Annotated in this window: 31 protein-coding genes and 4 pseudogenes; 12 read left to right on the top strand and 23 right to left on the bottom strand. The window is 63.8% G+C overall.

What is annotated here, in order from left to right; all coding sequences use genetic code 11:
- Positions 1–182 precede the first annotated feature (182 nt).
- The 8 genes and pseudogenes from H8A95_RS09305 to H8A95_RS09275 form a co-directional block, all read right to left on the bottom strand.
- Positions 183–2279: a hypothetical protein gene (locus tag H8A95_RS09305; RefSeq protein ID WP_229182887.1), complete on the bottom strand. Its 2097-nt coding sequence runs from the start codon at positions 2277–2279 to the stop codon at positions 183–185.
- Positions 2276–4828 carry a hypothetical protein gene (locus H8A95_RS09300; protein ID WP_229182886.1) on the bottom strand — a complete coding sequence of 851 codons (2553 nt, stop codon included), beginning with the start codon at positions 4826–4828 and terminating at the stop codon, positions 2276–2278. Before H8A95_RS09300 ends, H8A95_RS09305 begins: the two co-directional genes overlap by 4 nt.
- A gap of 1 nt (position 4829) precedes the next feature.
- Positions 4830–6056, bottom strand: a complete 1227-nt coding sequence (locus tag H8A95_RS09295) for a DNA cytosine methyltransferase (RefSeq protein WP_338027810.1) — start codon at positions 6054–6056, stop codon at positions 4830–4832.
- Positions 6057–6329: 273 nt separating this feature from the next.
- Entirely contained in the window at positions 6330–6785 is a 456-nt protein-coding gene (locus H8A95_RS44410; RefSeq protein ID WP_420839361.1) for a hypothetical protein, read from the bottom strand.
- Positions 6760–7353, bottom strand: coding sequence for a hypothetical protein (locus tag H8A95_RS44405; protein WP_420839360.1), 594 nt, complete (start codon positions 7351–7353; stop codon positions 6760–6762). Before H8A95_RS44405 ends, H8A95_RS44410 begins: the two co-directional genes overlap by 26 nt.
- 225 nt (positions 7354–7578) lie before the next feature.
- Positions 7579–9315 (bottom strand): hypothetical protein, encoded by a 1737-nt coding sequence (locus H8A95_RS09285; protein ID WP_229182884.1) that lies wholly within the window; start codon positions 9313–9315, stop codon positions 7579–7581.
- 273 nt (positions 9316–9588) lie between these two features.
- Positions 9589–10035: a hypothetical protein gene (locus H8A95_RS09280; RefSeq protein WP_229182883.1), complete on the bottom strand. Its 447-nt coding sequence runs from the start codon at positions 10033–10035 to the stop codon at positions 9589–9591.
- Positions 10032–10211, bottom strand: a pseudogene (locus H8A95_RS09275) (efflux RND transporter permease subunit); the annotation flags it as partial. The gene H8A95_RS09280 and the pseudogene H8A95_RS09275, both read right to left, overlap by 4 nt.
- 242 nt (positions 10212–10453) lie before the next feature.
- On the opposite strand from H8A95_RS09275, the pseudogene H8A95_RS09270 reads away from it, so the two are divergent.
- Positions 10454–10838: pseudogene (locus H8A95_RS09270) on the top strand (SDR family NAD(P)-dependent oxidoreductase); the annotation flags it as partial.
- A gap of 48 nt (positions 10839–10886) precedes the next feature.
- Here the strand turns inward: H8A95_RS09270 and H8A95_RS44400 are convergent.
- Genes H8A95_RS44400 through ku form a run of 4 tightly spaced genes read right to left on the bottom strand, consistent with a single transcriptional unit; the run spans position 10887 to position 12587 of the window.
- Positions 10887–11264, bottom strand: a complete 378-nt coding sequence (locus H8A95_RS44400) for a hypothetical protein (protein ID WP_233286986.1) — start codon at positions 11262–11264, stop codon at positions 10887–10889.
- Between the two features lie 3 nt (positions 11265–11267).
- Positions 11268–11450, bottom strand: a complete 183-nt coding sequence (locus H8A95_RS09260; protein WP_229182882.1) for a hypothetical protein — start codon at positions 11448–11450, stop codon at positions 11268–11270.
- A gap of 5 nt (positions 11451–11455) precedes the next feature.
- Positions 11456–11623 (bottom strand): hypothetical protein, encoded by a 168-nt coding sequence (locus H8A95_RS09255; RefSeq protein ID WP_229182881.1) that lies wholly within the window; start codon positions 11621–11623, stop codon positions 11456–11458.
- 34 nt (positions 11624–11657) lie between these two features.
- Positions 11658–12587: a non-homologous end joining protein Ku gene (gene ku, locus H8A95_RS09250; RefSeq protein WP_229182880.1), complete on the bottom strand. Its 930-nt coding sequence runs from the start codon at positions 12585–12587 to the stop codon at positions 11658–11660.
- 182 nt (positions 12588–12769) lie between these two features.
- Here ku and H8A95_RS09245 point away from each other — a divergent pair, with 182 nt between their 5' ends.
- Complete coding sequence (locus tag H8A95_RS09245) at positions 12770–12994, top strand: hypothetical protein (RefSeq protein ID WP_229182879.1); 225 nt, start codon at positions 12770–12772, stop codon at positions 12992–12994.
- A complete protein-coding gene (locus H8A95_RS09240; protein WP_229182878.1) occupies positions 12994–13242 on the top strand; it encodes a hypothetical protein in 249 nt (82 codons plus the stop codon). Before H8A95_RS09245 ends, H8A95_RS09240 begins: the two co-directional genes overlap by 1 nt.
- Before the next feature lie 128 nt (positions 13243–13370).
- Here H8A95_RS09240 and H8A95_RS09235 read toward each other — a convergent pair whose 3' ends face one another.
- Positions 13371–13556, bottom strand: coding sequence for a Lar family restriction alleviation protein (locus tag H8A95_RS09235; protein WP_229182877.1), 186 nt, complete (start codon positions 13554–13556; stop codon positions 13371–13373).
- Between the two features lie 210 nt (positions 13557–13766).
- Here H8A95_RS09235 and H8A95_RS09230 point away from each other — a divergent pair, with 210 nt between their 5' ends.
- The 3 genes and pseudogenes from H8A95_RS09230 to H8A95_RS09225 all read left to right on the top strand — a co-directional run bounded on the left by H8A95_RS09230 (position 13767) and on the right by H8A95_RS09225 (position 16716).
- A complete protein-coding gene (locus H8A95_RS09230) occupies positions 13767–14966 on the top strand; it encodes a PAS domain S-box protein (protein ID WP_338027809.1) in 1200 nt (399 codons plus the stop codon).
- Positions 14963–15487, top strand: coding sequence for a diguanylate cyclase domain-containing protein (locus H8A95_RS44680; protein ID WP_338027811.1), 525 nt, complete (start codon positions 14963–14965; stop codon positions 15485–15487). The genes H8A95_RS09230 and H8A95_RS44680 overlap by 4 nt, the downstream gene beginning before the upstream one ends.
- A gap of 78 nt (positions 15488–15565) precedes the next feature.
- Positions 15566–16716, top strand: a pseudogene (locus H8A95_RS09225) (YihY/virulence factor BrkB family protein).
- A 226-nt stretch (positions 16717–16942) separates the two neighbouring features.
- Here H8A95_RS09225 and H8A95_RS09220 read toward each other — a convergent pair.
- The 3 genes and pseudogenes from H8A95_RS09220 to H8A95_RS09210 all read right to left on the bottom strand — a co-directional run bounded on the left by H8A95_RS09220 (position 16943) and on the right by H8A95_RS09210 (position 18671).
- Positions 16943–17188: a hypothetical protein gene (locus tag H8A95_RS09220; protein ID WP_229182876.1), complete on the bottom strand. Its 246-nt coding sequence runs from the start codon at positions 17186–17188 to the stop codon at positions 16943–16945.
- Positions 17189–17837: 649 nt separating this feature from the next.
- Positions 17838–18223, bottom strand: a pseudogene (locus H8A95_RS09215) (response regulator).
- Between the two features lie 85 nt (positions 18224–18308).
- Positions 18309–18671, bottom strand: a complete 363-nt coding sequence (locus H8A95_RS09210) for a PRC-barrel domain-containing protein (RefSeq protein WP_229182875.1) — start codon at positions 18669–18671, stop codon at positions 18309–18311.
- Between the two features lie 147 nt (positions 18672–18818).
- Between H8A95_RS09210 and H8A95_RS09205 the strand changes: the two genes are divergently transcribed.
- Both H8A95_RS09205 and ligD read left to right on the top strand, forming a co-directional pair.
- On the top strand, positions 18819–19010 hold the full coding sequence (locus tag H8A95_RS09205) for a hypothetical protein (protein ID WP_028150789.1): 192 nt from the start codon (positions 18819–18821) through the stop codon (positions 19008–19010).
- Between the two features lie 235 nt (positions 19011–19245).
- Positions 19246–20232 (top strand): non-homologous end-joining DNA ligase, encoded by a 987-nt coding sequence (gene ligD, locus H8A95_RS09200; protein ID WP_338027808.1) that lies wholly within the window; start codon positions 19246–19248, stop codon positions 20230–20232.
- Position 20233: 1 nt separating this feature from the next.
- Here ligD and H8A95_RS09195 read toward each other — a convergent pair whose 3' ends face one another.
- The 7 genes from H8A95_RS09195 to H8A95_RS09165 all read right to left on the bottom strand — a co-directional run bounded on the left by H8A95_RS09195 (position 20234) and on the right by H8A95_RS09165 (position 23944).
- A complete protein-coding gene (locus tag H8A95_RS09195) occupies positions 20234–20494 on the bottom strand; it encodes a helix-turn-helix domain-containing protein (protein WP_229182874.1) in 261 nt (86 codons plus the stop codon).
- On the bottom strand, positions 20494–20847 hold the full coding sequence (locus H8A95_RS09190) for a hypothetical protein (RefSeq protein WP_229182873.1): 354 nt from the start codon (positions 20845–20847) through the stop codon (positions 20494–20496). The genes H8A95_RS09195 and H8A95_RS09190 overlap by 1 nt, the downstream gene beginning before the upstream one ends.
- A 112-nt stretch (positions 20848–20959) precedes the next feature.
- The gene (locus tag H8A95_RS09185) at positions 20960–21343 is read right to left on the bottom strand and encodes a hypothetical protein (RefSeq protein WP_229182872.1); all 384 of its coding nucleotides are present in this window, start codon (positions 21341–21343) and stop codon (positions 20960–20962) included.
- Entirely contained in the window at positions 21340–21801 is a 462-nt protein-coding gene (locus H8A95_RS09180) for a VRR-NUC domain-containing protein (protein WP_229182871.1), read from the bottom strand. Before H8A95_RS09180 ends, H8A95_RS09185 begins: the two co-directional genes overlap by 4 nt.
- A 29-nt stretch (positions 21802–21830) precedes the next feature.
- Complete coding sequence (locus H8A95_RS09175; protein WP_229182870.1) at positions 21831–22301, bottom strand: hypothetical protein; 471 nt, start codon at positions 22299–22301, stop codon at positions 21831–21833.
- 208 nt (positions 22302–22509) lie between these two features.
- On the bottom strand, positions 22510–23073 hold the full coding sequence (locus H8A95_RS09170; RefSeq protein ID WP_229182869.1) for a metallophosphoesterase family protein: 564 nt from the start codon (positions 23071–23073) through the stop codon (positions 22510–22512).
- Position 23074: 1 nt separating this feature from the next.
- On the bottom strand, positions 23075–23944 hold the full coding sequence (locus H8A95_RS09165; protein ID WP_229182868.1) for a metallophosphoesterase: 870 nt from the start codon (positions 23942–23944) through the stop codon (positions 23075–23077).
- Between the two features lie 130 nt (positions 23945–24074).
- Between H8A95_RS09165 and H8A95_RS09160 the strand changes: the two genes are divergently transcribed.
- The 4 genes from H8A95_RS09160 (at position 24075) to H8A95_RS09145 (ending at position 26081) form a co-directional block, all read left to right on the top strand.
- Entirely contained in the window at positions 24075–24365 is a 291-nt protein-coding gene (locus H8A95_RS09160; RefSeq protein WP_229182867.1) for a hypothetical protein, read from the top strand.
- A gap of 668 nt (positions 24366–25033) precedes the next feature.
- Positions 25034–25351: a hypothetical protein gene (locus tag H8A95_RS09155; protein ID WP_229182866.1), complete on the top strand. Its 318-nt coding sequence runs from the start codon at positions 25034–25036 to the stop codon at positions 25349–25351.
- Complete coding sequence (locus tag H8A95_RS09150) at positions 25348–25692, top strand: hypothetical protein (protein WP_229182865.1); 345 nt, start codon at positions 25348–25350, stop codon at positions 25690–25692. Before H8A95_RS09155 ends, H8A95_RS09150 begins: the two co-directional genes overlap by 4 nt.
- A 173-nt stretch (positions 25693–25865) precedes the next feature.
- Positions 25866–26081, top strand: coding sequence for a hypothetical protein (locus tag H8A95_RS09145; protein WP_229182864.1), 216 nt, complete (start codon positions 25866–25868; stop codon positions 26079–26081).
- Positions 26082–26440 lie beyond the last annotated feature (359 nt).

Raw genomic sequence — 26440 nt, 5'->3', positions numbered from 1 at the left:
CCAGCGGGTCATCGTATTGACGATATCGCGGGACGGGTTCGATGAATGGTGCCGTGGCGAGCGCGCCGTCCCCTTCGAGCAGCTCGCGGCGCCCTGCCGCGACATCCTGGTTCGAGATGCGGAACGCCGTCTCGACGTACGAGATGAAGAAGTCCTTGATGCGTTCGAAGCCGCCGATCGGGTCAAGCACGCGACGGCCCTCCATTGCCGATCAGTTTGAGATTGGGCTTCGCGCCCCCGGAAACGGACTCCAGCACTTCCTTGGCGAACCCGGCCGCCTCGCCTTTGAGCACTTCCTTGGCGGTCGGCACGAAGGTGGCCAGCCAACGGGCGTCCGCGATCGACACCGCGGCGGAACCAATGAGAGTCATGGCAGCCGACGGATCCGGCGCGACGGTCGATAGGTCCACGATCCGCCTGAAGTTCTCGTCGCCATCCGACACCAGCGCGGCAACCCCGGCGGTGCGCTCGAGCCACCCTTCTGCGCGAAACGACATCGAGAGTCCTTCGGAAGCGGTCTCATCGCCCTCGCGCGTCACGCACAGCAGGAAGCCTCTCGGGAACTCTCGTTGCCTGCCGGCGCGGCGCAGCGTGTCGATCCAGAACTGCGACGGCGCCAGTTCGGCCCGGCGGACCGCACAGAGGCGAACGGTCGAGGCTTGCCGCGCGTCGGAAAGCGCGTGCCCGAGCGACGTCGGCTCTCCGCCGCCGGGGCGGCGCCAAAGGTCGTCGTAGCTGATAACAGTCGGGTCGCAGTCGAACGTCGTCGCGGCGCCTCCCGCCAGCATGGATGCCAGGATGTCGAGCACGTCGTCGGCCTCTGGGCCGTCGACGATCGGCACGCCGCCGCTCAAGACCAAAGCGGCGAGGCGCGCCACGCCGCGCCGTCCCGCGTCGGTCAGCATCTGCGACTCCTTCAGCCAACCGGAAATCGCGCCGGCCGAAAGCGGGCTCGCGGACGGCGAAGGGCCAGCAAGCGGCATCAGGGGCTGCTGCGGCTGGGCAACTGGCGCCTTGGAGCGGTCGCCAGCGTCTTGCAGAACCTGCTCCATGCGGAGAAGGCGATCGAGGTCGGCCTTGCGGTCCACCGCGTCCAAGGACAGACGCGTGATGTCCGCATCGAGCGCCTCGAGCTGCTCGATCTTCGCGCGCCTGGCTTCGTCCAGTTCGTCGCGCGACCTCTGAAGTTGTTCGACGGCCTTCTCCAGGCCTGACCTCTGGAGCTCGATCGCCGACAGCGCCGAGTCCTGCTTGGCGTCCAGCTTCGTCTGAAGGTCCTGCAGGCTGGAATTCTCGAAGTCCCGGAGCTCGGCCTCGAGCTTCGCGCTGCGCTCTCGTTTGATGGCCGCGAATTCGGCCTCCATAGACGCCGTAAGCTCTGCGGTCAACGCGGCGCGCTTTGCGTCGACCGCGTTCGCGGTGAGCCGTGCGATTTCGTCGTCGATGCGGGACGCGATCGCAGGCTCACGCCGAAGCGCCTTCATGAAGCCCTCGACCAGCGCTGGCCGGGACGTCACGACCTCGCCGAGGCGCCGGGATCTGGCGATCTCCTGCGCGACATTCGGATCCGGTTCGCCGGCACCGGACAGCAGGGCCTCCAGCCTTCCCGCGTGCGCGAGAAGCGTGGCGGCTACCGCAGCTTTGGCCTTTCCTTCTTCGTCGTCGCCGGCCAGCGCGTCCCGGACGATCCGTTCGACGTATTGCGCGTCGCTCGCCCAGTTCGCGAGCCTGAGCTCCGGCGACTGATGGTTCTTCTCCATCAGCGAGATGGAGCCGCCGGGGGTCGGAATGGCGAGGACCTTCGATGCGTCGAAGCCATACACGGGCAGCCGTGTCATGTCCGCCGACGTCGCTCGCGTCCTGCCGTCCTCCGACTTGACCATCTTCACCATGATCATTTCGTCGGCGCCGCTGCGGTAGATTTTCTCGCCGACGAAGCTGTCCTGGACGCCGGTCTCCACCAGAAGCCTGCGGGCCGCTTCCGGTCCCGCCAGCCCGCTCAAATCCTCGAACGGCAGAAGCTTCTTCGCCGTCGGCGACACCCAGCGCTGGCGCCGCGGCGGCCCGTCGAGCACGGGCTTCGCGATCGCCCAATCGTCCTGTTTGAGGAACGCCCGCGCGCCTTTGAGCTCGATCTCGCCCTCTGGGGGGAATTCGGACGGCGCCGTATGGGTGAGGTCGCGCATCGTGCCGTCCACCGACTGCGCGCGCGCCTTCATAAATACGGAATCCCGCACGCGAGTGCACTGCCCGACGATGAATGTGTTGCTTGCGCTCATGCGTGACTCCGCTGCGTCGGATCGAACGGCGTCCTGCTGGACAAGACGCGCCCTTCCGTGAAGACCAATCGTTCTACGAACCCGCGGCGCCTTGCGGCGGCGACGGCCTCCCAGGATGCCGAGAGCGTCGCGCCCGCGTCGATCGCCCCGGGCAGAAGCCTAGCGATGGCGGTGACTTGTGCCTGGCTCGCCTGATAGGAATAGCCGCCGGCCGGGCCTACCAGCGGATTGGCCAGGTTCTCATACCTGAGCCAAAATGCGATCTGGTCAGGCACGAACGCGTCACGCCCCGTGCGGAGAAGCCGATCGGCCTCCCGACGGAACATCGGCCTGTTCGCCAGCATGTGCGCGTGTGCAATGGCGACGCAACGCGACAAGAACATCCGCTCGCCGCCGGTCTCGGAAACCACGTAGACGTCGTGGTCGCGTTCGCCCAGATGGACCCAGCGCGCGAGCTCGACGCGCGACGTGGTGGCTTCGGATGTGAAGCGGCCGGCATCCCAGGACCACACGTACGCCTTTCGGTACGCTTCCAGTCGCCGTTGCGGATCGTCGTCGAACGCGGCGGGCCTCCTGCCAGGCATTGTCGGCGCCTTTATCGGCCAGTCGAGCCGCTCGCGAAGCTTCTCCGCCGTCACTCCGGTCGCCCCCATCAAAGGGGCGGCCCAGGCTGACGTTGTCCGCCTGAAAGCGCTGCCGCCGAGAGCCGCGACCGCCTGCTTGAAGTCGCGGCGCTGCAGCGCCGGGACGCAGCCGTCGACCAACACGAAATCCTTGTTGCGCGAGCGCATGGGCACCAACGAGACGGTCCCCAGAATCCAAGTGCGGCCGCGATGGCGCGACCTCAGCAGCGGCGTCAGCACCGTGGATTCCTGAAGGCTGCGCAGGAAATCCCACGGGCTCATGTCGTCCGGGATTATCCTTTCCAGCAACGGAATCAGATCGGCTTCGGCCCATCCTCTTCGCCCGCCCGCGTAGACAGACTCGATGAGATCATCGAGCTTCTCCGGGACGGGATCCCAAGACGTCGGAGGCTCGGCCGTCTCTCCGAGCATCCGGACGCATTCCCTCCACTCCGGAGCGTCGTCGTGATTGCTGGGGCGTTGGCCGTCATGGACGAAGGCATCCGCCACGAAATGAAGACGCGCGGCGGTGCTCGCCGAGCTTCTGAGCTCAAAGGTGCCGGCGACGGGCCGCTTCGACGTGATCGCGTAACGGCTCGGTTCGATCTCCTTACAGGCCAGAGCCGGCGCGTCGTCGTCGCCCTCGGCGACGATCATCGGCAAGCCGAGATCGGTCGTGATCGTGGGAAGAACCGATCGGCGTCCGAGCCAATGGTGATCAGTCCGGATTCCACCGGCCACGGTGACGCCGGATATGACCTGCGGCAGGTCCTCCTTCGCCAGCAGACGACGGAGCGCGTCCTCCGCGCGCGCGATCGAAACCGGATCGACCGTCAGGGTCCAGTCGCCGCTGGCGCGCAGCCTTCCGAGCTTCGTCCCGACCGCGGCCGTGAGCCTGCTGCAGAGCCCGATCCTGACCTCACCGCGGCACTCGGAGAAGCGGGGCACCGCCGCCCAACGAGACGTGCCGATGCGCTTGAACACGACGTATCCCGCCTCGGCCACCCTCGACAGGTTAGAGCCGCCGAGCTTGGCGACGGCCGCGACGGCGGACTGCAGAGTAGCATGCACGCTGCCGCGATCGGAACGATCGACGACATCGACCCGAAAATGAGGCAGGCCGTCTTCGTCGGGATAGACCTCCATGGAGACGTCCGACGGCATCTGCACGTTCCGGGCAGCCGCGACAGACAGCACGAGCTTCCAGAACCGATGGTCGGCGAGCGACCGTCGATCCTGGCTGTAGGCAGCGTAGAACTCGTCGAAGGCTTCGTGCAGCCCCTTGGACGCGTTCGTCCGGTCGACGAGGTTGCGCAGGCTTGCGAGCATCGCCTTCTCATCGGATGCGATGCCTGGATTCTGATCGAAGAAGTGCCCGAGAAACGTGTGGTCGCGGCGCGACGGAAAGGAGAGGCGGAGCGTGTAGCCGATCTGCACCCAGCCGTCGTCCGCAGGCAAAACGAGCTTCCGGAAGGGCTTGCCAGCCCTCACCTGTCGAGCGAGCCAGTCCCGCAGCGAACGCCACATGGTGGCGACGCCGGTGAGCTTCGAGAACGATCTATCGACGCCAAGGAAGGCGGCGAGCTTTGGCCTGAACTCGGACGCGACATCGTCGTCGCGCTGGCTATCGACGAAGATCGTAAGGGCGAGATAGGAGAAGCAGCCGGGGCAATCGGGAGCGAGCCGCCTGTCGAAACTTCCGTCCTCCAACGCCGCATAGAGGTGCCAGTCGCCAAGCAAGGCCTTCCTGAACGAAGACACCGCCAGGGCACCGGCGGAAGCGTCCCAACCTGCCGCCATCGCAAGAGTCTCGGGACTGATTTCGAACGACCTGATCGGACCCACGCCCTCGCCTGCCGCCGTCAGGAAGCGCCGCGTCAGCGCCTCTTCCCAATCGGCCAAGCTGGTGAGTGGAGCCGTGCGCATCTCACACACGAAGCTCCAACTGTCCGCGCCGGCCCTTATTGGCGCTACGCCCTGTCCTCTTCGACTTGCCGGCTCCCGCGGCGCGTTGTTTCTTGACTGAGCGAAGGAGCGGATTAAACAGCTTCGCACGCAGGAACGACACGACAGGCACGGCGACGCCGTCGCCGACGACCCGGAATGCGTATTCGTAGACGTCAGGCAGCTCGTAGCTCGCCTTCAATCCCATGAGAGACGCCGCCTCGGACGAGGCGAGAAGCCGCGTCCGGACGGTCCCGCCCTTCACCACGATGATGCGAGGCCTCGAGCCCCCACCCTTCGGCGTCCGGAGACATCCGGCCAATCCGCGGAAGCAGATTTCGGTGCGCTGAACCGTCTTTCCGTTCAAAGGCCGCATGCGCAGGGAGAGCGTGCCGACGATGCGCTTGCCCGATTTCTTGGCCTCGGCGAGCTTTTGTCTGTGCGCTTCGGACATCATCCCGACGAGACGCTTGGTCTCGGCGGGCGTGTGCCATTCGACCCCGACGGGATTGGTCTTGACGATCCTGTTCAGCGTCTTTTTGAGCTCGGGCGCAGCGCCGAGATTGAACCAAATCCATTGCTCGCGGCACTGCGCCGACAGCTTGGCGACGGCCTTCACGAGTGGATCGGGATGCCACGTGGGATGCGGCTCGGCGCGCACGAGCTCTTCGGCGATTGCCGACGTCTTGGCGACGGCGACGATGAACACGCGCGGGCGCGACTGTGGAACGAAATGCCTCGCGTCGACGACGACCGCGCCGGCGCGCATGCCTAGCCTGTCGAGCGCCCCGATGACCGTGCTGAACTCCTCGCCCCCGTTTAGCGTCAGGAGGCCGACCACGTTCTCCAACACAACTATGCGCGGAAGCCTACCGCTCGCCTTGAGGCCCTTCATCAGGTCGGTGAACGCCCAAAAAGTCCCGGAGCGCGTGCGTGTGGGTCCCCCGGACTGTCCGATGCCCAAGCCGTTCCCTGCCATGGAAAGATCCTGGCACGGGAATGATGCCCAGGCGAGATCGGCGCGGCGTCCGAGGTCTTCCGGCGCGACATTATGGATGTCGTCCTCCAGGATTTCCGCGTCGCCCCAGTTATCCGCGTAGACCTTGACCTTGAGAGGATCGAAGTCGTTCGCAAACTGGCACTTCCACCGGCCGCCAAGGCCGGCGCGCACCATCCCACCGCCCGCGAAAAATTCGAGATAACTCGGCACGTCAGATGCCCCCACGGAAGATGGCGGTCATCATCAATCCCGTCGCAGCAAGACGCCAGAACGGCGCAAGCGGCTCCCGCTCGCCGGTCGCTTCGGACGTGCCCATACCCTGCCTCAGCCCTCGTCACGCCTCTGCGGGACTTTCTGCCGATCCGGCCCACGGAAACGGTGATGCCGTCCATGTTGCCGGATTCCGGCGCCCCATTCCGGAGCCGTCCGCGATGGAAGCGTGCCCATCGATCATCCTTGGCTCCCAGGCGACACGAGTCGTGCCTACGGAAGCATCAGATTCGTCGCATGGGTTGAACTCCGCTGCAAGCGCAATCGGCTCGACTTTAGTAGGCATCGCTTCTCGCTTCCTCGATAACCACCGGTTACCGAAAGGAAAAAACTTGTCAGTTGATGCCGGAGCGGCAGCGACGGCTCTCTGAACGAGAGGTTGAGCGTGAAGTCCGATGTTTCCTTCGTATCCTGTGCGAAGTCCTGCCCGCTGCGCCGTAAAGTCAGCAGCGGATCCATCTCCCGGGTATAGCTGATCCCTTCGATGCCCGGCTGCGGTTTCTCCGGCAAGCCGACGACGGCCGGCTGGGATCCGCAACGGATCGCCCTCGCTTGGGTCGTGCTGATGAAGCGGCTCGGGTACAGGAAATTCGTGGCGCAAGGCGGCGATTGGGGCTCGCCGGTTTCTAATGAAATGGCAAAGCTAGGCGCGCCGGAACTGCTCGGCATCCATTTCAATCTGCCCCGCGTCGTGCCGCCCGAGATCTTCAAGGCGGTCGCAACGGGCAACCCCGCTCCGGACAATCTTTCTCCGGACGAGAAACACGCCTTCGACCAGCTCAAGATCCGGTTCACGAAGAGGCGCTTCGCGCCGGATCGGGTCGCGTTGCAGGTCGTCAACGTTCCGCCTGGCTACGCTGCCCTCGTCGACGAAGGTCCGACCTCCGGCGTCGGACTGGTCGACGAGGCCTCGCCGGCACGGTCCATGGCATTCGCACGGCGCCGGCGCAGAGTTGCACGCCAGCATCACGATGGACAGCTCCGCATCCATGAAGGCCTGGAAGTCAGCGGACTCGACGACGGCCAGCAGCAACGCCTTCCCGATGACCTCGGTGGTCGGACGACCCTTGTCATCGTTGTCCTTGCGCCATGCGGCGGTCCGCAGACGCTGGCGAGCCTTCGCGGTCTTCGGATCCTGCGGCTGACGGAACATCCTCGCGCTCGGACGGTCCGGGCTTCGCAGGAACGTGGTCATCCTGACTTCGTCGATCTCGTCGGCGGTGCTGCGCCTCAACATGATTCTTGCCCTCGTCACGGTCGCCCCCTCGATGTGACGATGACGGGTGTTTCACGGCAGACTGAAAGTGGCGATGGGTGGCCGGATCGCCGACGGCGCCTGCAGCGTTGCGCGTGCGACCCATGAAGATGAAGGGGAAGGATCAAGGGGGTTGGCCGGGATCGCCGGAATTCAGGACACGGTTGGCCGGAATGCGCGCACGCCGAAAGGCACTGAAGACTTGCTTCAGCTCACCGGAAGGAGACAAGGATCGATGGTTTGACCGGAATCCGGGTCCGGAGGTGGTGGAAGACCTGACAGTGAAGCCCAAGGACGACCGGATGCAGGGTCGAAGAGGCAGGTATTGGGCCGGAGACCAGGGTGAACCTCCTTAACAGCCACCAAACTGCAAACGAGCTCGGTGAGCAGCTCCGCGACGGCGGCGACGTCCACTTCGAACTCGTGCCGCTTGATGTTGTTGTAGGACCTGCCGGTGGCCTTGGCGACGGCGGTGCGGCTGTGGTCGGCGTCGCGCTTGCGGCGCTCCTTGTAGACCGGCTTGAGCATGGCTTGCGTGGCGGCGGTGCGCTTCTCGGCGACGTAGGCCTGGCCCTTCTGCCGCTTCTCCCGGAGCGTGTCGGTCGGCTCGATCAGATGGGCGATGGCGCCGCGGTTCACCGGGGTCGCGTCGCCCTTGTCCGGATCGAACGTCCGCGCCGCCCAGCGGGCGCAGCGGGCGATCATCTCCTCGATGGTGCCGACGTCGCCCGGTGCCGGCTTGATGAGGTTCATCACCTCGGGCGTGATCGTGTCGGAGATCGCCGCCTCGAACGCGTCCTCGTCGGCGACGTTGAAGCCGTTGCGGTGGAGATCGCGCGCCACGGTGGTCGACATGACGGACGGCACCGAGAACCAGGTGTTAGACTGCGACCGGTCGAAGCCAGCCGCCACCATGCGGTCGACGGACTGCTGCCGGAACGCGATCTCCGGAGCGAGCCACGTCAGCTTCATGTGGTCGGCATATTCGTCGAGCGCCGGCATGCACGTGTCCTGGGGGACAACGTAGTCCGTGAACGGGCTGAGCGGGATCTTGCCGTGGAACGGATGGGCCAGGCCGCCGGGATCGCATTCGAACGCCTCGTTCAGGGCCTCGATCACGGCGCGCAGCAGGCGATGATGGCTGTCCGGCGCTTCCGGCCAGACGGCGCGGCCTTCCGGCAACAGGAAGTAAAAGTGGGGATTTCTGATCCGCCCCGGATAGCGGTCGTCCGGGATCCAGACGACGATGTGCGGCATGCACGGCGCGCCGCTCTCCATCACGCGGAACGCCAGCCACGACAGCAGTTCGGCCTCGCTGGCGAAGGTGCGGTCGCAATCCAGCCGGAACATGTCGCGGCACTTGACGGCGAAGAAGCCGTACAGCTTGTCGGATCCGTGGAGCTTGCTGAAATTGCGGACGCAGCCATCCTTGGTGTCGCCGACGCACAGATCCTTGGACGCCTTGCCCATCGACGCCAGCACGCGCTGCAGGAATGGCTCTTCCCACGTCCGCAGGCCGGTCTCGACGAACGGATCGCGCCAGACCTCTCCCTCGATCACCCAGCCGCCGGGCCATGCAAATCCTTGGTGGATGCGCTCGTGAGCGGGCTGCAGCGACAGGTGGCGCTTCACGAAGTCCAGCGCCCGTTCGTGCTTCCGCACGAGATCCTTCTGATCCTGGGTGGCGACGCGGTCCTTCCAGGCCTGCTTTGCGGCCTCGAGCTTGTCGCGTTCGGCCTGGGCGCGGCCGTCGGCTTCCTTCTCGGCCTTCAGGCGCTCGCGATAGGCGCGCCTGTCCGACCGAAGATAGCCGTTGTCGGAGCTCGCCTGCTTGAACGCATCAGAGAATTCGCCCGTCGTGCGCTCGCGCGCGGGCTTGCCGTCTCGCCAGGGGCGGCCGGGTCGCTCGGAGGCGCGCGATTGCGTCGACGTGAGTGATTGCATCTGAATCCTTGGGACAGTGCGGCATACATAAAATGATGCCAGCGCAACATCTGTCAACGGGGCGAGGATTCGAAAACCCCTTGAATTATAGGGAAAACTCGACGCTGACGCATTTGTAATTTTATGGGAAGCTAAGCGCTCAGACTGTTGATGTTGTGGGAAGCTAACCTCTCAAGACGAGATAGGATCGGAAATGATCCGATCTCAAGACTCGAATTGGGATGATTCGAATCTAGAATCGTCACGTTTCTAGACTCGTAATGTGAAAACGAGTCATATCAAGCACTTGCGCGTCACGGCTTCTTGCGGCCGCCGCCTCTGTTCTTCGGACGGTGCGGCGTCACGTAGTAAGGTGCGACCATGTGCTTCGGCACCGGCGGCCTCGGCTCGCCGCGCTGGCGGCTCAATTCCTCGAACGACGGCGGCTCTGCGGGAGGGGCAATTCCTCGGGCTATGTCGAAAAGGCGGTGAATCGCCCGAGTCTCCGGTACCTCCGGGCCTGATTCCGTGGCAGACACACGCCATCCGATAACCTTTCGTCGGAATCGGATTAGGCTTGCACGCCTCCCAGACGTTGATGGTCACGGTGTTACCGGACGTCAGCAGTTCGATGCCGGCAACGTCGAGCATGAGGCCACCGTTCGGTCCTTTTTCGTAGTCCTCGGCCAGCACGGGGCTCGCGAATACCAGACTGGCGGCGAACAACATGATGAACTTCATGACTGGGCTCCCTTCGGATCGAGTGTCAGTTGATCTTGGTCTTTGATGCCGTCTCGCCGGAACAGGACGTAAAGCGCCGGCAAGACCAGCAGTGTAAGGATGGTCGACGAGATCACGCCGCCGATGACGACGGTGGCGAGCGGCCGCTGCACCTCCGCGCCGGCACCCGTCGCGATCGGAGACGTCGAGCCGGTTTCGGAGGTCGAAAGGCAGCGAACGAAAGTCATCCGCGAGAACGTGACGCCCGACGCGGTCGTTCGCACTTTCCTGCGGAACGAAAAGGTCGCCGAACCGATGCAGTACATCCACTTCCAGGCTCACGCCCAGCGGAAGTGGTTTCCCGTCTGGTTCTACATCGACCAGACCCAGTGGACCGTCGCCGATGTCGCAGAGGATCTGCGCAAAACAGGTCGCCACCTATCTGCGAACGATGCAGGCCTGTTACCCCTACCTCAAATACAGCGGAGAGGGCCGGATCATCAACTTCGGCTCGATGGCCGGGGTGGTCGGCCTAGTGGGCTATGGGCCCTACAACGTGGCGAAAGAGGCGGTGCGCGCCCTGACCCGGACCGCCGCGCGCGAATGGGCGCCGACAAGATCACCGTGAACAACGTCCTGCCGGTGGCGGAGACGTGGGGCAATGACGTGAACGTGCCCGCGCCGACCAATCCGCTCGCTCGCTTTGGATCGCCGGAAGAAGACATCGCGCCAGTGGTCCTGTTTGTCGCGAGCAAGGATGCTCATTTCTTACCGGCTACAGCCTCACTCCGGATGGAGGCTCAATCATCGATAGCGCGCGATGAGCGGCAATATAGCGCCCGGAGTGCGTCACTGGCTCCGGGGCGCTATCATCAGGACTTGGGTTTGTGTTTCGCCGCCGCCTCGCGAGCCAGCCGCTCCGCCTTCAGGCGCTCCCGGTTCGCATGGAATGCCTGCTGGGCGCGTTCATACTCCGACACTGCCACCTTGGCGCCCGCGTCTCTAAAGACCTTTCGAGCTTCCCGTTCGGTTCGACCGCCGTCGGCCTCTTTCGCTCCGATATGCGATTGCTCATTGCACCCTCCTGCGGACACGAACGGCCCTTGCGCCATAGCGCGCATCAGGACCGCCAACCTGGTGGGTAAGTATTCCTCCGGCTGGCATGGGACGATGCCGGAGGCAGGGAATCGACGCCCCACGGGCCGGTCGTTCCATCCCGCGCTCTGGTTGGCCAGCTCCTGAAGCATCATGCTCTAGTCTTCGTCCGGCTCGCGCACGACCGGCGGTTCGTCGGCGCCTTCGTCTTCGTCGTCGTCTTCCTCTTCGTCCTCGTCGTCTCCGTTTTCATTGGGATCTCGAGGCGGCATAATGTCGCCGACGATCGCGAAGGGGCTCCGGTCGATCAACCTGGCGGAATTTTCTGCAGTGTACTTCATGGCAGTCACCAACGCCTGAGGAATCCAAAGTAGAAAGCTGCGAACACCAAGACGATGCCGATATTCACCATCAGCCGTTCCCACAGTCTGCGTCTGAAGAATGCGAAATCCACACCGACGATGACGGCCACCATCGCCATCACGTAAAGTACGACCAACGCCTGTCTACCCATCTGCCATCAGTCTCTTCAGGCGGCATGCGCGCGCCTACGCAGATTTCCGGTGCGTTCTTGCCGCGGGCTTCTTTGCCGCCGCCTCCTTCGCCGGCTTCTTGCCGGTGATCGGCATTAGCATCTCCTTTTGCCCGGTCGCCGCCTTCCGCGCCTTCTTGACCCGTTTCTTCGGTACCGCGGGCGCGGCCGAAGCTCCGCCCACGCTTCGCCGCAGCGCCTCCATCAGATCGACGACGTTGCCCTCTGCGGGGCGCTCCTTCGGCGTGATCGGCTTGCCGGCGCGCTTCTGGTTGATGAGGTCGATCAGCGCGGTCTCGTAGTGGTCCTCGAACTTCTCCGGCTCGAAGGTGCCGGACTTTTGGTTCACGATGTGCTTGGCGAGATCCAGCATATCCTTGGTGACTTTGACGTCCTGGATCTCGTCGAAATATTCCTTGGGATCGCGCACCTCGTACGGGTAGCGGAGCAGCGTGGCGACGAGCCCCTTGTCCATCGGCTCGAGCGCGATGATGTGCTCGCGGTTGGTCAGCACCACGCGCCCGATCGCTACCTTGTCCATCTCCCGGATGGTCTCGCGGATCACGGCGAAGGCGTCGTGACCGACCTTGCCGTCTGGCCTGATGTAGTACGGGCGGATCAGGTAGCGTGGGTCGATGTCGGTCTTGTCGACGAACTCATCGATGTCGATGGTGCGCGTACTCTCCAGCGCGACGTTCTCGAGCTCTTCCTTGCTCACCTCGATGAAGGTGCCCTTGTCGAGGGCGTACCCCTTCACGATGTCCTCGTTGGGGACCTCTTCGCCGGTATCGCTGTCCACCTTCAGATACTTGATGCGGTGGCCGGTCTGCCTGTTGAGCTGGTTGAACGAGATCTTCTCGGACTCGGAGGTGGCCGGATAGAGCGCGACCGGACAGGTGACGAGCGACAATCGCAGGAAGCCCTTCCAATTCGCGCGGGGAGCCATGGTACGCAATACTCCAAAACAACGGGACTTCGGACTTAAGACGAACGGGGCGGCCCAGTTCCGACATGGCCGCCGCATCTTCCGACGGATTTCCCCGCAATCGGCCAGGTCGCGTCAGCGGAATCCTCCGTCGAGGCCCTCCGTGCCTTGACTCTCCATGAACAAAAAGGGAACATTCCCTCATGTCCGCAAGCCCCGAAGCCGCAGCGTCTCCGACCGCCGACCTCGATGCCGCCGCCGACCAGGCCATCGCGGCCTGCGGCGGCGACGCCCGCGAGGCGGTGAAGGCCCTGCTGGTGGCGAACGACTTCCTCGAGGCCCAGCTCGACCAGGTCCGGACAAAGGTCTCGGCCGGCTACGCACGGAGAAGGCTTTCGCCGGCGCGCGGACGCAAGGAGAGCGAGTGATGTCAGAGGTGACCTACTACGTCGCGCTGCCACTCGTGCCGAGCGACGACGGCATCGCGCCGGGCGAGGCAGTCGAGTGCCTCAGTGCGAACGCCGCCGTCATGCGCGCCGAGGCCCTTTCCCGCAAGCCTGGCCATGTCGGCGCGCTCGCCTTCAGCCGGACGGGAGATCCGTCGAGCGGCGAGTTCGGCGACGCCAAGCTGATCCGGAAGTTCGGCGACGTGCCGGATGACCTGAGCGCGCTGTGAAGCGGAGGACCGGACTTGCGATAGGTCAACGCGAAATCGACGCCGCGACCTAGAGTCGGATCTGTCCCGAGCGGCGTGAGAGCGTATTCAGGTGTTGTTAGTTGCCGGGGTCGATTTGCGTCCATGGCCTACGATTGGCCTGGCGGCTTCAGCGGACTGTCGATCCACCTGCGGGCGGCGGGATCGAGCAGCGGATCCCGGTCGCAATCGGAGCAAACGTAGCGCTCCCCGCCTTTGGCCGCCTCGTCGCGGACGAGCTTCATCGGCCGCCCGCAGTGAGGGCACGGCTTCCGGATCGGATGCAGCACCGGCATTTTGGATTTCCCCTGCCGCCGCCAGCTTAGTGCCGCTTGGCGCGCCAGCACAAGCGAATCGACGGAGGCTGCGTGTCGACGGCGCCATCGTTGCCCGCAGAGCCCGACCGTCCCGCCCGTGCGCGACGCTGACGGCACCGAGACCGGCTGGTGGAACGGGGCCAAATCCATCGACGTTACTTCTCGCGATCAGCCATCAGGAGATCGGCGATGCAACTTACGCGGCGGCGGGCATTGGGCGGAATGGCCGACCGGATGGAGGTCGGCGGAACGAGCCCGGCCGCGGTGGCCAAGATCCAGAGCTTCCTGCAAGCCCGCAAGTACAACAGGCAGCGCATCCGCGGCATCTTCGTCTACTCTGAAACCGGCCGCTGGCTCGCGACCACCGAAGACGGCGACTTCTCCAACTTCAACAACAGCGATCGCGACTACTTCCAGCACCATCGCGCCTCGGCAGATCGCGGCACGTTGATCGGTCGGCCAGTCAAGAGCCGGTCCGGCGGACAGTGGATCATCACCGCGTCCCGCCGCTTCAATCATCCCGACGGCAGCTTCGCCGGCGTGGTGCTGACGAGCGTCGACGTCGCCTATTTCATGCAGTTCTACCGGCGCTTTGACATCAGTCCCAACGGCGCGGTCTCGCTGCTGAATGCCAACGGCATCATGCTGGCCAGGAGTGGCGACGACGACGGCGCCTACGTCGGACGGGACATGTCAGGCTCGCCGCTGTTCAGGACCATGGGCCAGCGGCCGGACGCCGGCGCCTACTACTTCAAATCACCTTTGGACGGGCAGGAGCGATTGAGCTTCTACCAGAAGAGCAGCCGGTATCCGATCGTCGTGCTGGCGACCAAGGCGCAGAGCGATGTCCTCGTCCCATGGCGCCAGCAGGCCGTCACGCGCTTTGGCATCGTCACCGGTCTGACCCTGTCGATGGCGCTGATCGGCTTCTTCCTGGTGCGTCATCTCTCCAAGGGACAGCGTATGGCGGCGGCCCTGGTCGCCAAGGAAGGCGATTTTCGCCTGATCGCCGAACAGTGCAGCGACGTGGTGATGCGCGTCGGGCTGGACGAGCGCATCCTCTACGCCTCCCCGTCTTGCGCCCGCATCCTCGGCTGGGACCCGGAGAGGCTGCTCGGGACCTCGGCTCTCGACGGCGTCAATCCGGAGGACCGGCCGCACGTCGAGCAGGTCGTCGCCGCGTTGAAGGCCGGAGAGGCCGAGGAGGCACGCATCATCTATCGCGCCAATCACCGTCAGAAGAAGGAGATCTGGGTGGAGACGGCGCTGCGCGTGACCCGGTCGTCGGAAACCCATGACATCGACGGCGTCGTGGCGATCTCGCGCGACATGACCGAGCAGAAGGACCTGCAGGACAAGCTCGCCGCCCCGCCACGTCCGACGGCCTGACCGGCATCGCCAATCGGCGGCTTTTCGACGAGCGCCTCGCCGAGGAATGGGCGCGGGCGAAGCGCGACGGCTCTCCCCTCTCGCTGCTGCTGGTCGACGTCGATCACTTCAAGAAGTTCAACGATCAGTATGGCCATCAGGCCGGCGACGCCTGCTTGCGCGCTCTGGCGCGGATCCTCTCTGCGCAGCTGCGCCGTCCTGCCGACCTTGCTGCACGCTACGGCGGCGAGGAATTCGCCCTCCTGCTGCCGAACACCGACGCGGATGGCTGCGAGCTCGTCGGCGAGAATGTGCGCCGGGCGCTCCGCGACCTCGGCATGCTGCACGCGCTGAATCTGCCGTCCAAGATCGTCACGGTGAGCCTCGGCGGCGCGACCAACATGCCTTCCGAGGGTGCGATGGACTGCGGCTCCCTGGTGGCGACGGCCGACCGCGCGCTCTACGCCGCCAAGGACAGCGGCCGCGACCGGCTGGTGATGTCCGGACAGGTGGTCGCTTGGCCTTGCGCCAAGAGCGCCTGAGCAAGCTCCCTCGTTTGCGGAGGCAAGCAAAGAGGAACTCATTCTCCGCGGTGCGATTGAATTTCGCGGAGGAGTTCGATGGCTAAGATCCCGGAGCCGGATGCCCCGCCTGCGGATAACGGCGGATGGAGTCTGGCGGCAGCGCTGGGACTTCCCACCTTAGCGTTCATATGGGATCGCCTTGCCCCGTCCGACGACGTGGCCTCGACGCGCGACGAAGCATTTCGCGAGAAGCGGGAGGGCGATCGGAACGCCTGCCCCGACGCCGTCGCGACGGAAGGCAAGGACCGCGGCCGGCTCGCTTCCGCGCCCTCCGAGATTCCGGCGAAGGGATGGAAGGACATCCTGCTGCGGGTCTACGGCAACATCTCCGAGCACCGCGTCCTCGCGCTCGCCGCCGGGATGACCTACTACAGCCTGCTCGCGATCTTTCCGGCGCTTGCGGCCCTCGTCGCGATCTACGGGCTCTTCTCGGATCCTTCCGGCATCGCCAAGCACCTCGACCAGGTTTCCGGGTTCCTTCCCGGCGGCGCGGTCGATGTCGCGAGGGAGCAGCTCACGCGGGTCGCTTCCAAGGGCAATCAGACACTCGGTCTCACCTTCGCTATCGGCCTGGCGGTCTCGCTCTGGAGCGCGAACGCGGCAATGAAGTCGCTGTTCGACGCACTCAACATCGTCTACGGCGAGAAGGAGAAGCGAGGGTTCGTGAAGCTGAACGCGCTGTCCCTCTCCTTCACGCTCGCCGGCATCGCCTTCGTTCTGATCGCGCTCGGCGCGGTGGTGGTCTTGCCCGTGGTGCTGAACTTCGTCGGCCTCTCGAACGCCGCCGATCTTCTCGTTCGCATCGCCCGGTGGCCCGCGATGTTCGTCGCGGTCGCGCTGGCGCTCGCGCTGATCTATCGCTTCGGGCCGAGCCGCGAGGCGCCGCGCTGGCGCTGGATCACGTGGGGCAGCGCGATCGCGACCATCCTGTGGCTCGGCGCGTCCGGGCTGTTTTCCTGGTATGCGGCCAGTTTCAGCAAGTTCAACGAGACGTACGGATCGCTCGGCGCCGCGATCGGCTTCATGACTGGCTCTGGATCTCCGCCATCGTCATCCTGCTCGGTGCGGAGCTCGATGCCGAGATGGAGCATCAGATCGCGCGCGACACGACGACGGGAGCGGAGAAGCCGCTGGGCGCGCGTGGCGCCAGGATGGCCGATACGTTAGGCGCCGCCAGGGGCGGCTGATGCCGGTGCCCCGACAAACGCCTCTCGCAATTAGACGTCCGGACGCGAAATGGCCGCAGACGATCCGCCTGCGGCCCACCGGAAAAATATGAATAGTGATGAAAACGCCAGCCCCGGTGCTGCGGAATACATAAGCCTTCCGCGCCGCATTTTGGATTCCGGGAGTCTACGGTGGGTTCAAGAGCGAGGTGCGAGACCGCGGTCAAATGGGGCCGGGTTCCCGCGATCAGCCTTGCTTCAACGCGTCCTTGACCTCGCGCACAGGCCAGCTTTCGCCCGCTGGTATGACGCGGACCTTCACGCCGCCGCCGACCAGCGTGTGCGAGGCCACGTCATCGTCCGTCATGGCCACCGTCAGGTCGGTCTCGGGCTTCCAAGCGAGCGTGAGATCGATATCGCCCGGAAATACCTGCCATTGTGAGCCGTCTTCGAGCTGGACGAGGTGACTTTCCGAATGCGACCGGATCTTCATCAGGCCGCGTCCAGAGTCCGCTGCGGGTCGCGCTGCACGGACGGGCGCCCCAGCCGGCCGGCCTCGTCACCGTGGCACCTTGAACACCTGAACCGGATATCCGGCTGTGCGGAGCAGGTCCGCTGCAGGTTCGCGGCCATGGGCCAAGCGCCACAACGGGGGCACTTTTCCAAGAGGGTCTCGGTTTCGATCATCGTGACGGCTCCTTCAAGGCAGCCCCCAGCTTGCGAACGGCCTGGACTTGCACAGGTTCCCGCCTCGGCGCCTCTCCTCGATATCTGCCGGCGAACCAACAAATCGCTCTTGCCGTTGTGCGGGCATCGACCGCCTCGACCGCGGGCATCGAAACGACAACCATGAAGACCTACTCGCACCAACTTCTCGATGCCGCCGGCGCCTGAGATCGGACCTATCTCGAGACGCTGATCCGCGAGGATTTCGAGCGATGCCATCCCGGCCAGACGCTGGAGGATCTCAAGCGGCGAGCCTCCTTTTCGAGAGAGGACAGAGGCCTGCTGCGGGACTGGATGGCCGTCGCGGCGGCTCGCGCCGCGGCCGCAAAACGCGTGGCTAAAGGATAGCGCGAGCAAGCGACCCGCTGCTCCTTACGGGCTCGATCGAAGGATCGGAAACTCACAACGATTCCGGTTCAAGCCGGTGAGGCCCCGGTATCGAGTAGCTGCGAGACGGCGGCAGCCAACTGCGCCGGCGCAAAGGGCTTCTGAATCAGGACGCTGCCGTCGACGCCCTGCGATTGCCAGTCAGGCGCGCTGGCGCTCGTCATGTAGACCACGGGAAAGCCAGGCGTGATTTCCCTGATTTGCCGCGCCAGCTCCCAGCCGCTGATGCGTCGCCTAGGTTGATGTCCGTCAGCAGCACCCGACATCCCTCACGGCCATCGCAAAACGTGGAGAAGGCCGCTTCTCCCGAAGGGACCGAGCAGGCCTCGAAACCGACGTCGGACAACGCGTCCTCCACGAAGCTGGCGATGAGAGCTTCGTCCTCCACGACCAGAACACGAACGGCGTCACTCACTTTCAAGTCTCCTCGGCGATCAGGCCTGATCGTCGACCGGGGCGGCGGTGCGTCGAGCAGGCAGACGTCAGAGTGTCGTCCCGCCTCAGGCCACCGGCACGCCATAGTAGGCGTTCACGGAGCGCGTGGTCGCCGGGTCGCTCCAATTCCAACTGCTTTCGTCGGCGTATTTGGGGGCGCCACGGAGCTGGTCCTGGGTGATGCCGGTGACGTAGCCGCCGAGGTTGGTGTCGTATTTCAGCGCCTGCCAGGGCAGCGGATAGTGATCGTCGCCGATGCCGAGCAGGCCGCCGAAGCTGAGCACCGCGTACGACACCTTGCCGCTGACCTTGTCGATCATGACGCGCTCGATGTAGCCGACCTTTTCCCCGTCGGCCCCGTACACGTTCATACCCTCCACCTTGTCGCTGCCGATCAGGCTGAACGTCTCGCGATTTTCCATGGCCATGGTTGACCTCCTGGATGTTGTCTTCGAAAGTCAACGGAGCCACGATGGCTCCGTTCCTGGCAGAACCCGCGGCTAAACGCTGATCTCCCGGACATCGGATGAGGTGGCCGCGATACCGGTCCGGGAGAGATCGCAGAGGAGCGCGAGATGGAGCTGACCGATCTGGAGCGCGATTTTCTGAGAAAGCTCCTCGGCGAATCCTGGGTCAGCCCGCCGACGTTCGACCACGAAATCGTGGCGCGGCTCGTGGAGCTGGGTCTCGTGGAAACCGAACCACTTCCATCCGGAGATATCGAGTATCGCATCACCGACGCCGGGCGGGCGGCGGCGACCGCGTAAAATACAGATCGGCCGGTTCCGCGGGACCAACGCTCCCAGCAACGGTTTCAGCCTCACCGTGCGTTGAACCGGCACATTTAAGCGCGCCGCTTTTTCGAAACCGAGATGCGCAAACCGCGCGGCGGCCCAGTAGCGGTGGTCACACATCACGCACCGATATCGAGCCGTGCTAACCGACCCGTCTCTATCGGCGTCCTATATCCGCTTGGCGCAGTCGAATTTGCCCAATAGGCCTGTGAAAATCGAATTTTCACCGCCGCAATCAAATTTTCACCGACGAATGGCCAGGCGTACCCAAGTCAAGGACAGGTCTCTCGCCGCGATCGACGGTGCGGTGCGCCTTGAGACCATGCCTGGCTTCATCGCTCCGCAACTCGACTCCCTGAAGCCCAAGCCCCCAACCGGGGACCGTTGGATCCATGAGATCAAGCTGGACGGGTACCGCTCGCGGGCCCATGTCGTCGGCAGTAAGGCCAGAATATTCACCCGCAAGGGCCTGGACTGGACAAAGCGCTTCGCAGCGATCGCGGATGCGCTGGCGGCCCTCCGCGTCGACCAGGCCATCATTGACGGCGACTTCGTGGTTGTCGTCGATGAGAGGACCGACTTCGGCGCGCTTCAGGCCGACCTGGCCGCCGGCCGACAGGACCGCCTGCTCTTCTACGCGTTCGACCTCCTATATCTGGACGGCTACGACCTCCGCCGTGTGCCCCTGCTCGAGCGCAAACGGGCTTTGAAGCGGCTGTTCGAGAACGCCGGCCTGGCGGCTCCAGTGCTCTACAGCGAACATCTGGAGGCCGACGGGGCCGCCAAACGCCTGAACTGGGAAGGCATCATCTCCAAGCGCGCCGACGCGCCCTACCGGTCCGGCGACCGCTCGGACAGCTGGCAGAAGGTCAAAACATCCGTCCGAGGTGAGTTTCCGATCGTGGGGTTCATCCCTGGCGTGGGCGGCATCTCCGCGCTTTATCTGGGCAAGCGCGAGGGCAAGGACCTTCGATACGTCGGGAAGGTCGGCACCGGGTTTTCCCGGGTTGTCTCCGCCGACTTACGCAAGCGCCTGGACGCAATCGCGACGCCGAAGCAGAAGCTGACTAAGCCCGTCCGGAAGCCAAAGGCTCGCTGGGTCGAGCCCTCACTGATCGCCGACGTGGAATATCGGGACGTCACCGATGACGGATCGTTGAGGCATCCCAGCTTCAAGGGGCTGGTGAAAGCTTGATTTACTCCAGTTCACGGAGCATGCGCCGCGCCAGCTTCTCGATTTCCTTGGCCGTCGCGCGCACGCGATCGGCTTCCTCCATGAGCCCTTGTGCGACCTGCTTGTACGCGTCGTCGGTCGGCTCCCGGTCACCGCCGGCGATCATCGCCAGCAGAGACTGTGGGACTCCCGCGGCGCGCGCCAGCGCCGACTGCCACCGCTGGCCGAACGCCGCCTCACCGGCGGCGACGACGCGGGCGGCGCGCGGCGATAGCTTCGCCATCAAGCAGCTTTCAGCGGTCGCTTGCGCCGAAGGGACTCGACGCCGCCGGCCCGCTCGATCTCGTTCCTGATTATTGTGATGCGCTGGTTATCGATCAGGCCGCCGGTCGAGGGCACCTCGAACCAGCCGCGCGCCTGACCGGCATCGATAGTGTTGACGTGGCGGCCGCCGTATCGCCGGGCGATACGATCGGCTTTCGCGACCAGATGGCCGCCATGCAGCATGAAAAACTGTTTGTGCACCTGAACTCCCCTGTCTAGCTGCGACGCGATGGTTTCGCGTCTGTCGTGATAATAATCATCACAACTTTGAAAACTCGCAATCATAATTTGATTCACGTCGTCGTGAATCAAGCGCGCGAACGAGAGTTACCTTCCCATCGACAGAAACCTTTGCCTCTACGGTTAACGCGATTGCCGGCTATATTCTGCAAAATGGAGGGCGGAAGCAGAATTGAAGGATATATCAGGCAAATCGGCACGGCTTCTTCGCCATCCACTCCCGCACTAACGGCAGCAGTTCCTTCGGATCCCCTCCGTCCAGCGCCGGCGAGCAGCGCGTGAGATCTTCTGCGATTGCTTCGGCCGTCCACCTGTCGAGCGGGTAGCCGTTCTCGCCGGCGGCGTCGAGCTCGTGAAAGACAGTGTCCCGGATAGCACTCTTGAGGCGGTTCTGCAGGATTGTCGGCGTAACAACGTCGACTGCGCATCCGATCGCCTGCGACAGGGCTTGCTCCGCGCGAGCGATCTGCATGTGCGTGGCGTAAGGAGGCGGTTCGACGACGATCTGCAGGCACCCGTTCGCAAGAACCACGGCCGACACAACACGCGATTGCGGGGCACTCGTCACGCAGCCATCTCCTCTGCCCCCGTCGCCACTGCGCACTCCAGGAGGCCCCACGCCTCCAGCTGTCTGACCGCCTCGTCCAACCCCTTCGCTACAGCGCAGATCGCACCGGCGGCCGTAAGGCGCGCCATCATGGCGCGTTGATCCCTAGACACCCGACCTCCCTTGGCCTTCTTCATCTCGAGGAAGTAGACTTGGCCGAGATGGATCGCGAAGATGTCCGGGACACCCGGCTCGCCGCCCTCTTCCTTGATCTTGATCGCCTCGCGCTTCGCCCGATGGCCGCCGTTCGGGATGGCGAAAACCACCACGCCTTCCACCAGGCGCGGCCGGATGTGGTCGCGAAACAATTCGACCTGCGCGTCGTGTTCCTCGGTCTTCAGCTTGCGTTTCGGCTTCGTCGGAATCCCGAGCAGGCGCACGATCTTCGGGGTCGCCTGCCAGCGCGCGGCCTTGCGCAATCGCAGAGTGCGGGCGTAGTAGGAGGGCATCAGCGTCCGAAGCCCCTCTTCGGCCTAATGCCTCCGCTACCGTCTCGCTCGCGCAGATCCTGCACCGGCGACACGGGTGCAGGGAAATTTAACGAGCACGGCGGCAGAGGCTGCACCCGACGGACCCCCGCGATGAGGACGCCCGCGTAGATGTGCGCCCTGATGCGCTCGCGCCCGACCTTCGACAGGTTGAACACCTCCTGCGCCGTGAGTCCGGCAAGCCATTCAAGAATCTCACGGCGCATGCGTGGCGGTGTATCGGCGCGCGTGCGCTGAGACACCGTAACGGTCGCCCATGATCCAACCTGCATCGACGTCCGGCGCTGCTCAAGATCGAGCTCGCGTCGGAATGTAGCCCGGGCCTGCTCGCGGCGTTCGCTTTCGCGGTACACCGCGTCGAGGTCGATAGCGACGCGGTCATTTGGGCCGCGCAGGTAGTTTACGAGCCGCCGAACGAGGTCGATGATCAATTTAGCCTCCTCTTCCGTTTCTGGTCCTCGACCAACCACATCTTAAAATTTTCCGCCGCGTCGGGATGCAGATGGACCTCGTCGGCGACCTTCAGCGCCTCCGAGATCACTACGAGCACATTTAGGTTCGCAGCCGCGATGATCTGGCACGAGATGCGTGGCGGCGATCAGTCTCATTCCGATGACTCACAGTTGCGGTTCTGCATACTCACAGCTTCAACCCTCCATCGTCGTTGTCGATCTCCTCGCGCGCTTCCGGATCATTCATCAGAGGCAGCGTTGCGAGGTACGACTTGATCGTTTTGAGCCGGACCGGAGCGAACCCAAGCACGTCGACGCCAACGTCGCAGCTCTGCACGTTGCCGGCCAACCTTCCGTGGCTGTGGCCATACAGCATCAAAGCTCCCTTGCGGATGCGTGGCCACGTGCGCATCGCGTAGTGACACAGCACCACGTTCTGCGAGTCGATCGACGCATACGCGATGTCGCGCACGCTTTCCCACGGCAGTGCGAGCGTGGCCGCGTCGTCGTGATTACCTTTGATGAGGTGCTTGCGGCCGTTCAGGCTCGCGAACAACTTAGGCAGCTTGGCCGCGTCATAGCGATGCGCGAAATCGCCGAGGTGGATCACGTCGTCGGCCTGCCTCACGACCGCATTCCAGTTCGCAATCATCGTTGCGTCCATCTCGCGAACGTCGGCAAACGGGCGCCGGCACATCCGAATGATTCCGGCGTGGCCAAAGTGCGTATCGGCAATCAGGAAAACGGCCATCCTAAATCCTCATGACTGGCGTCAGGCTCGGCCCCACCTCAACGACGAGGCGCGGATCGAAATGGGGGTTTTCGCGCGGCGCATTTGGACGGGACATCGTCGGGTATCCGCGAGGGTTCGCAATTACACGTGTATTACCGATCTGGTAGTCACGGCTGGCGTGGATATGACCGTGGATCCAGATCTCTGGAGCATGCGGCCCATGCATTAGCGACTCGAGGTTGCTGGCGTAGCATTGGCCAAGGTCTGAGAATGCGAGACCACGGTGCGTCAAGGAGCGGTAACTTGGCGCGTGGTGCGTAATCACGACCGTCTCCGCGCAGTCCGTCGGCTCTTGCAACGTGCGCTCGATAAACGCACGTGACCACTTATGCGAGTTGATCGTGTCGCGCGGACGCAGAGTGTCTCTCGATCGGCCCGGCTCGACCTTGATCAAGCGGTAGTCGTTCATGCCCTTCGAAGCCTCGCGCACAGCGTCTTCGAAGCTGACGTGCGGCGCCCGCGCCGAGAAATCGGACCAAAGCGTCGCCCCTATGAAACGAACGCCTCCAATCTCGACGGCGCTGTCGTCGAGGAACGTGATTCCGTGGTCTTCGGCGACGCGCGGCGCGTTCGCGCGCTGCGACTGCCACGTTGTCCGGGTGTCTGGCCTGCGATGATCAGAATAGAAATCGTGGTTCCCGGGCGCGTAGATTATCGGCAGATCGGGCCCATACGACCGGCGCAACCACGGCAGCGCGAGCGTCGCAGGCGCCATCGCGTCGCCCGCGACGACAACGAGATCTGCTTCGACGTCGATAGGTGGCGCGTAGCCGTTATGTGCGATGTCGCCGTGTAGGTCCGACTGAATCCAAATACGCAAAATGCTCACCCTCAACAATTCGAAAATTGCGAATACACGCAATTCGAAGAATTAACTGGAACGCTTAGTAACATATTGTCGGTTATTATACAAGTAGTGGGACATTTTGTGTCCTATAAATATGAGGAAGGTCTGGACCATGGTCGGCGGCAGTCACACAAACTTCAACGCAGGAGCATTCACCGCAGGAGCCGTCGGCGGCGCATTGACGATAGCCGGCGCGATTGGCGCAGGGATCGCCAACGTCCGAGCACAGCGTCAGGCTGCGTTCGCAGACTGGAACGAACGCCAACTTCGTGCAGCGCTCAATCTGTCTGAGGCGCTTCGAGCCCGCGAGCATCGGATCAACCAGGCGCAACAGCTGACGATCGCGCGGCTTCAGCGCGAGCATGCTGTCGCGCGGGCCATCCGCCATCTGCAGAATAAATAAGGCTGGGGGAGCCCGCATCACACGCCGGTGCGGGCTCCTCAGGCCACTCCTGCAGCCTCGGCAGACGCTGCACGGGACGCACACCTGGCAACGTGAAAAGCTTCTGCAAATGCGCAGCTACAGCGATTTCATCTGCCCCTATGATGGCAGCGCATTCAGCGCGCGTCAGTCCCGGCAGCCAATCTCGCAGAGCGATCGGAATTCCCGGAGCCATTGTCAGCGAGACTGGCCGGCCGGCCACGATGGATTCCGCCGCCCAAGAAATTATGCGGTTGGCGATCTCGCGATAGAGCGCTTGTCGATCAAATGTTTCTGACTGCTCATCACCGTATTCGTACGGGACCGGAGCGAGAATCTCCTGCGGCGCGTCGCCGCAGAGCACGCGATTGATGAGACGGAGCGGTGCCATTGCGACTGCACAGACTGCGCGAACAAACGCGCGCAGCGCCGTCGTTATTGCGGTGATGAGAGCATGGATCATGACGTTCTCCCGTTGGATGTCGCGCAGCATCCACCGGCAACCTGCAAGTCGCAAACCGATTTCAAAAAAATCTCAGCAAGGATACGCGATCATGCATTCACACTTGACAGTTGAAACAGATCGTGTGCCATTATGTTTTCGACACTTCATCGATCTTTCTGTGTACTAAAAACTAGGATCCGCACCGTTGCCAGAACTCTCGTCACGCATCCCTGCCAGCCAGTCCGGCCGCATCCGCTGGGTCGCCGAGCGGCTCTATCCCGGCGGCCGCTGGTGCCTACACATCGCTGCCGCACTCGGCATTGGCCGGTCGACGCTCTACCGTTATCTGGAGCGCAAGCGGCCTGTCGCCGGCGTCGACGACAGATTGATGCTGCTGATGGCCCGCGAGCGCATCGCAGCGCATACCCGCGGTCGCAAGATCGCCAAGGCCGAAAAGGCGTTTGTCCAGTACATGGGCCGGGAAACAGCCACCTCAACGGGTATCGAGGACTGCCAGCGATGACGTTCATGCCGAAACACGCGAGTTTCGAAGCGGCTCCGGAATCGCGCGACACCGCTCCTCCTGTCGTCAAACCATCGAACGGCGGAGAGGTCTGGACAGAAGACCACATCCTGACCCTCGCCCGTCTCGTTCGCGAAGAGGGCCTCTCGAATGGCGAGGTGGCCCACCGCATGGGCCGAACCGAGACATCGATCGTCACGGCGGTTTCGCGCTACTCAGTCCGTGATCCGAAGGCCCGGTTGCGCGCCTGCATGACGTGCAAGCGGCCATTTTTCAGCCTGCACATCGGCCACCGCATCTGCGGCAAATGCAGGGTTCGCCATCAGTTCGAGTGCACGTGATGCGACGGTGGCCAAACACTAGGCATTGGCAGAACCTCGTGACGACCTGCCAACATACAAGCGGATCTGCGTGGCGCACCACTGGTGCCGCCCTGCTCGGCTGCGATAAGCGGGAGCTGCGGGCTCGGGTCGATTGCAATATGCATCCTGAGCAGGTCAGGAGGATCTACCAGTTGCTGACCGACCATCTACGCAGCTACGCGGACGATCTGAGACGTCGCGCTGACGATGCCGGCTATGCCGCGGGCTACATCAGGCGAGAGGCCCAGCTCGCTGCCGCTGTCGACTTCGATCTGGATTCATGGATGCGTGATTCAGAGCCACCGTGTAGCGACATCGTACGCCAGCACGTCGACGCAGCTATCGCTGCACTTTTGGAGGAAGCATGAGAGTTATCCGCCGGTTCCCAAGACTGATGCCGCGAGCGCAAATAGCGGCAGAAAATCCACATCAGCAAAAGCAAACGACCACCGCGAGCGCGATGCCGGTCGACATGCCTTGTGTCATAGATCATGTGGTGCGGACCGACGATGAGGAAAGCGAAACGATCGCTGAGACGTACTACGATGATCACGACGACGCGCCGGAAATTACTGTTCCGCTGCGCCCACTGCCGCGCCCCGAGCCGACGTACTTTGACCCTCTCGGACGGCCCGAGCGTGCGGCTCAGCCAGTGCAGGCGGTACAGTCGGTACGTGAGCCCCCGGGTGTCGCCACTGTGACGGGCAGGTCCAAGCCGCCACTGGCT

The sequence above is a fragment of the Bradyrhizobium oropedii genome (assembly GCF_020889685.1).
Lineage (GTDB): Bacteria > Pseudomonadota > Alphaproteobacteria > Rhizobiales > Xanthobacteraceae > Bradyrhizobium > Bradyrhizobium oropedii.
The sequence above is the reverse complement of the archived record's forward strand: the minus strand, read 5'-3'. Positions and strand labels throughout refer to the sequence as shown.

Excerpts from the sequence above, each read along its gene's own strand:
- H8A95_RS09305 (WP_229182887.1), bottom strand. The coding sequence starts at position 2,279 with ATGAGCGCAAGCAACACATTCATCGTCGGGCAGTGCACTCGCGTGCGG.
- H8A95_RS09300 (WP_229182886.1), bottom strand. The coding sequence starts at position 4,828 with ATGCGCACGGCTCCACTCACCAGCTTGGCCGATTGGGAAGAGGCGCTG.
- H8A95_RS44410 (WP_420839361.1), bottom strand. The coding sequence starts at position 6,785 with ATGCCGAGCAGTTCCGGCGCGCCTAGCTTTGCCATTTCATTAGAAACC.
- H8A95_RS44405 (WP_420839360.1), bottom strand. The coding sequence starts at position 7,353 with ATGTTGAGGCGCAGCACCGCCGACGAGATCGACGAAGTCAGGATGACC.
- H8A95_RS09285 (WP_229182884.1), bottom strand. The coding sequence starts at position 9,315 with ATGCAATCACTCACGTCGACGCAATCGCGCGCCTCCGAGCGACCCGGC.
- H8A95_RS09280 (WP_229182883.1), bottom strand. The coding sequence starts at position 10,035 with ATGAAGTTCATCATGTTGTTCGCCGCCAGTCTGGTATTCGCGAGCCCC.
- H8A95_RS44400 (WP_233286986.1), bottom strand. The coding sequence starts at position 11,264 with ATGATGCTTCAGGAGCTGGCCAACCAGAGCGCGGGATGGAACGACCGG.
- H8A95_RS09260 (WP_229182882.1), bottom strand. The coding sequence starts at position 11,450 with ATGAAGTACACTGCAGAAAATTCCGCCAGGTTGATCGACCGGAGCCCC.
- H8A95_RS09255 (WP_229182881.1), bottom strand. The coding sequence starts at position 11,623 with ATGGGTAGACAGGCGTTGGTCGTACTTTACGTGATGGCGATGGTGGCC.
- ku (WP_229182880.1), bottom strand. The coding sequence starts at position 12,587 with ATGGCTCCCCGCGCGAATTGGAAGGGCTTCCTGCGATTGTCGCTCGTC.
- H8A95_RS09245 (WP_229182879.1), top strand. The coding sequence starts at position 12,770 with ATGTCCGCAAGCCCCGAAGCCGCAGCGTCTCCGACCGCCGACCTCGAT.
- H8A95_RS09240 (WP_229182878.1), top strand. The coding sequence starts at position 12,994 with ATGTCAGAGGTGACCTACTACGTCGCGCTGCCACTCGTGCCGAGCGAC.
- H8A95_RS09235 (WP_229182877.1), bottom strand. The coding sequence starts at position 13,556 with ATGCCGGTGCTGCATCCGATCCGGAAGCCGTGCCCTCACTGCGGGCGG.
- H8A95_RS09230 (WP_338027809.1), top strand. The coding sequence starts at position 13,767 with ATGCAACTTACGCGGCGGCGGGCATTGGGCGGAATGGCCGACCGGATG.
- H8A95_RS09220 (WP_229182876.1), bottom strand. The coding sequence starts at position 17,188 with ATGAAGATCCGGTCGCATTCGGAAAGTCACCTCGTCCAGCTCGAAGAC.
- H8A95_RS09210 (WP_229182875.1), bottom strand. The coding sequence starts at position 18,671 with ATGGCCATGGAAAATCGCGAGACGTTCAGCCTGATCGGCAGCGACAAG.
- H8A95_RS09205 (WP_028150789.1), top strand. The coding sequence starts at position 18,819 with ATGGAGCTGACCGATCTGGAGCGCGATTTTCTGAGAAAGCTCCTCGGC.
- H8A95_RS09195 (WP_229182874.1), bottom strand. The coding sequence starts at position 20,494 with ATGGCGAAGCTATCGCCGCGCGCCGCCCGCGTCGTCGCCGCCGGTGAG.
- H8A95_RS09170 (WP_229182869.1), bottom strand. The coding sequence starts at position 23,073 with ATGGCCGTTTTCCTGATTGCCGATACGCACTTTGGCCACGCCGGAATC.
- H8A95_RS09160 (WP_229182867.1), top strand. The coding sequence starts at position 24,075 with ATGGTCGGCGGCAGTCACACAAACTTCAACGCAGGAGCATTCACCGCA.
- H8A95_RS09150 (WP_229182865.1), top strand. The coding sequence starts at position 25,348 with ATGACGTTCATGCCGAAACACGCGAGTTTCGAAGCGGCTCCGGAATCG.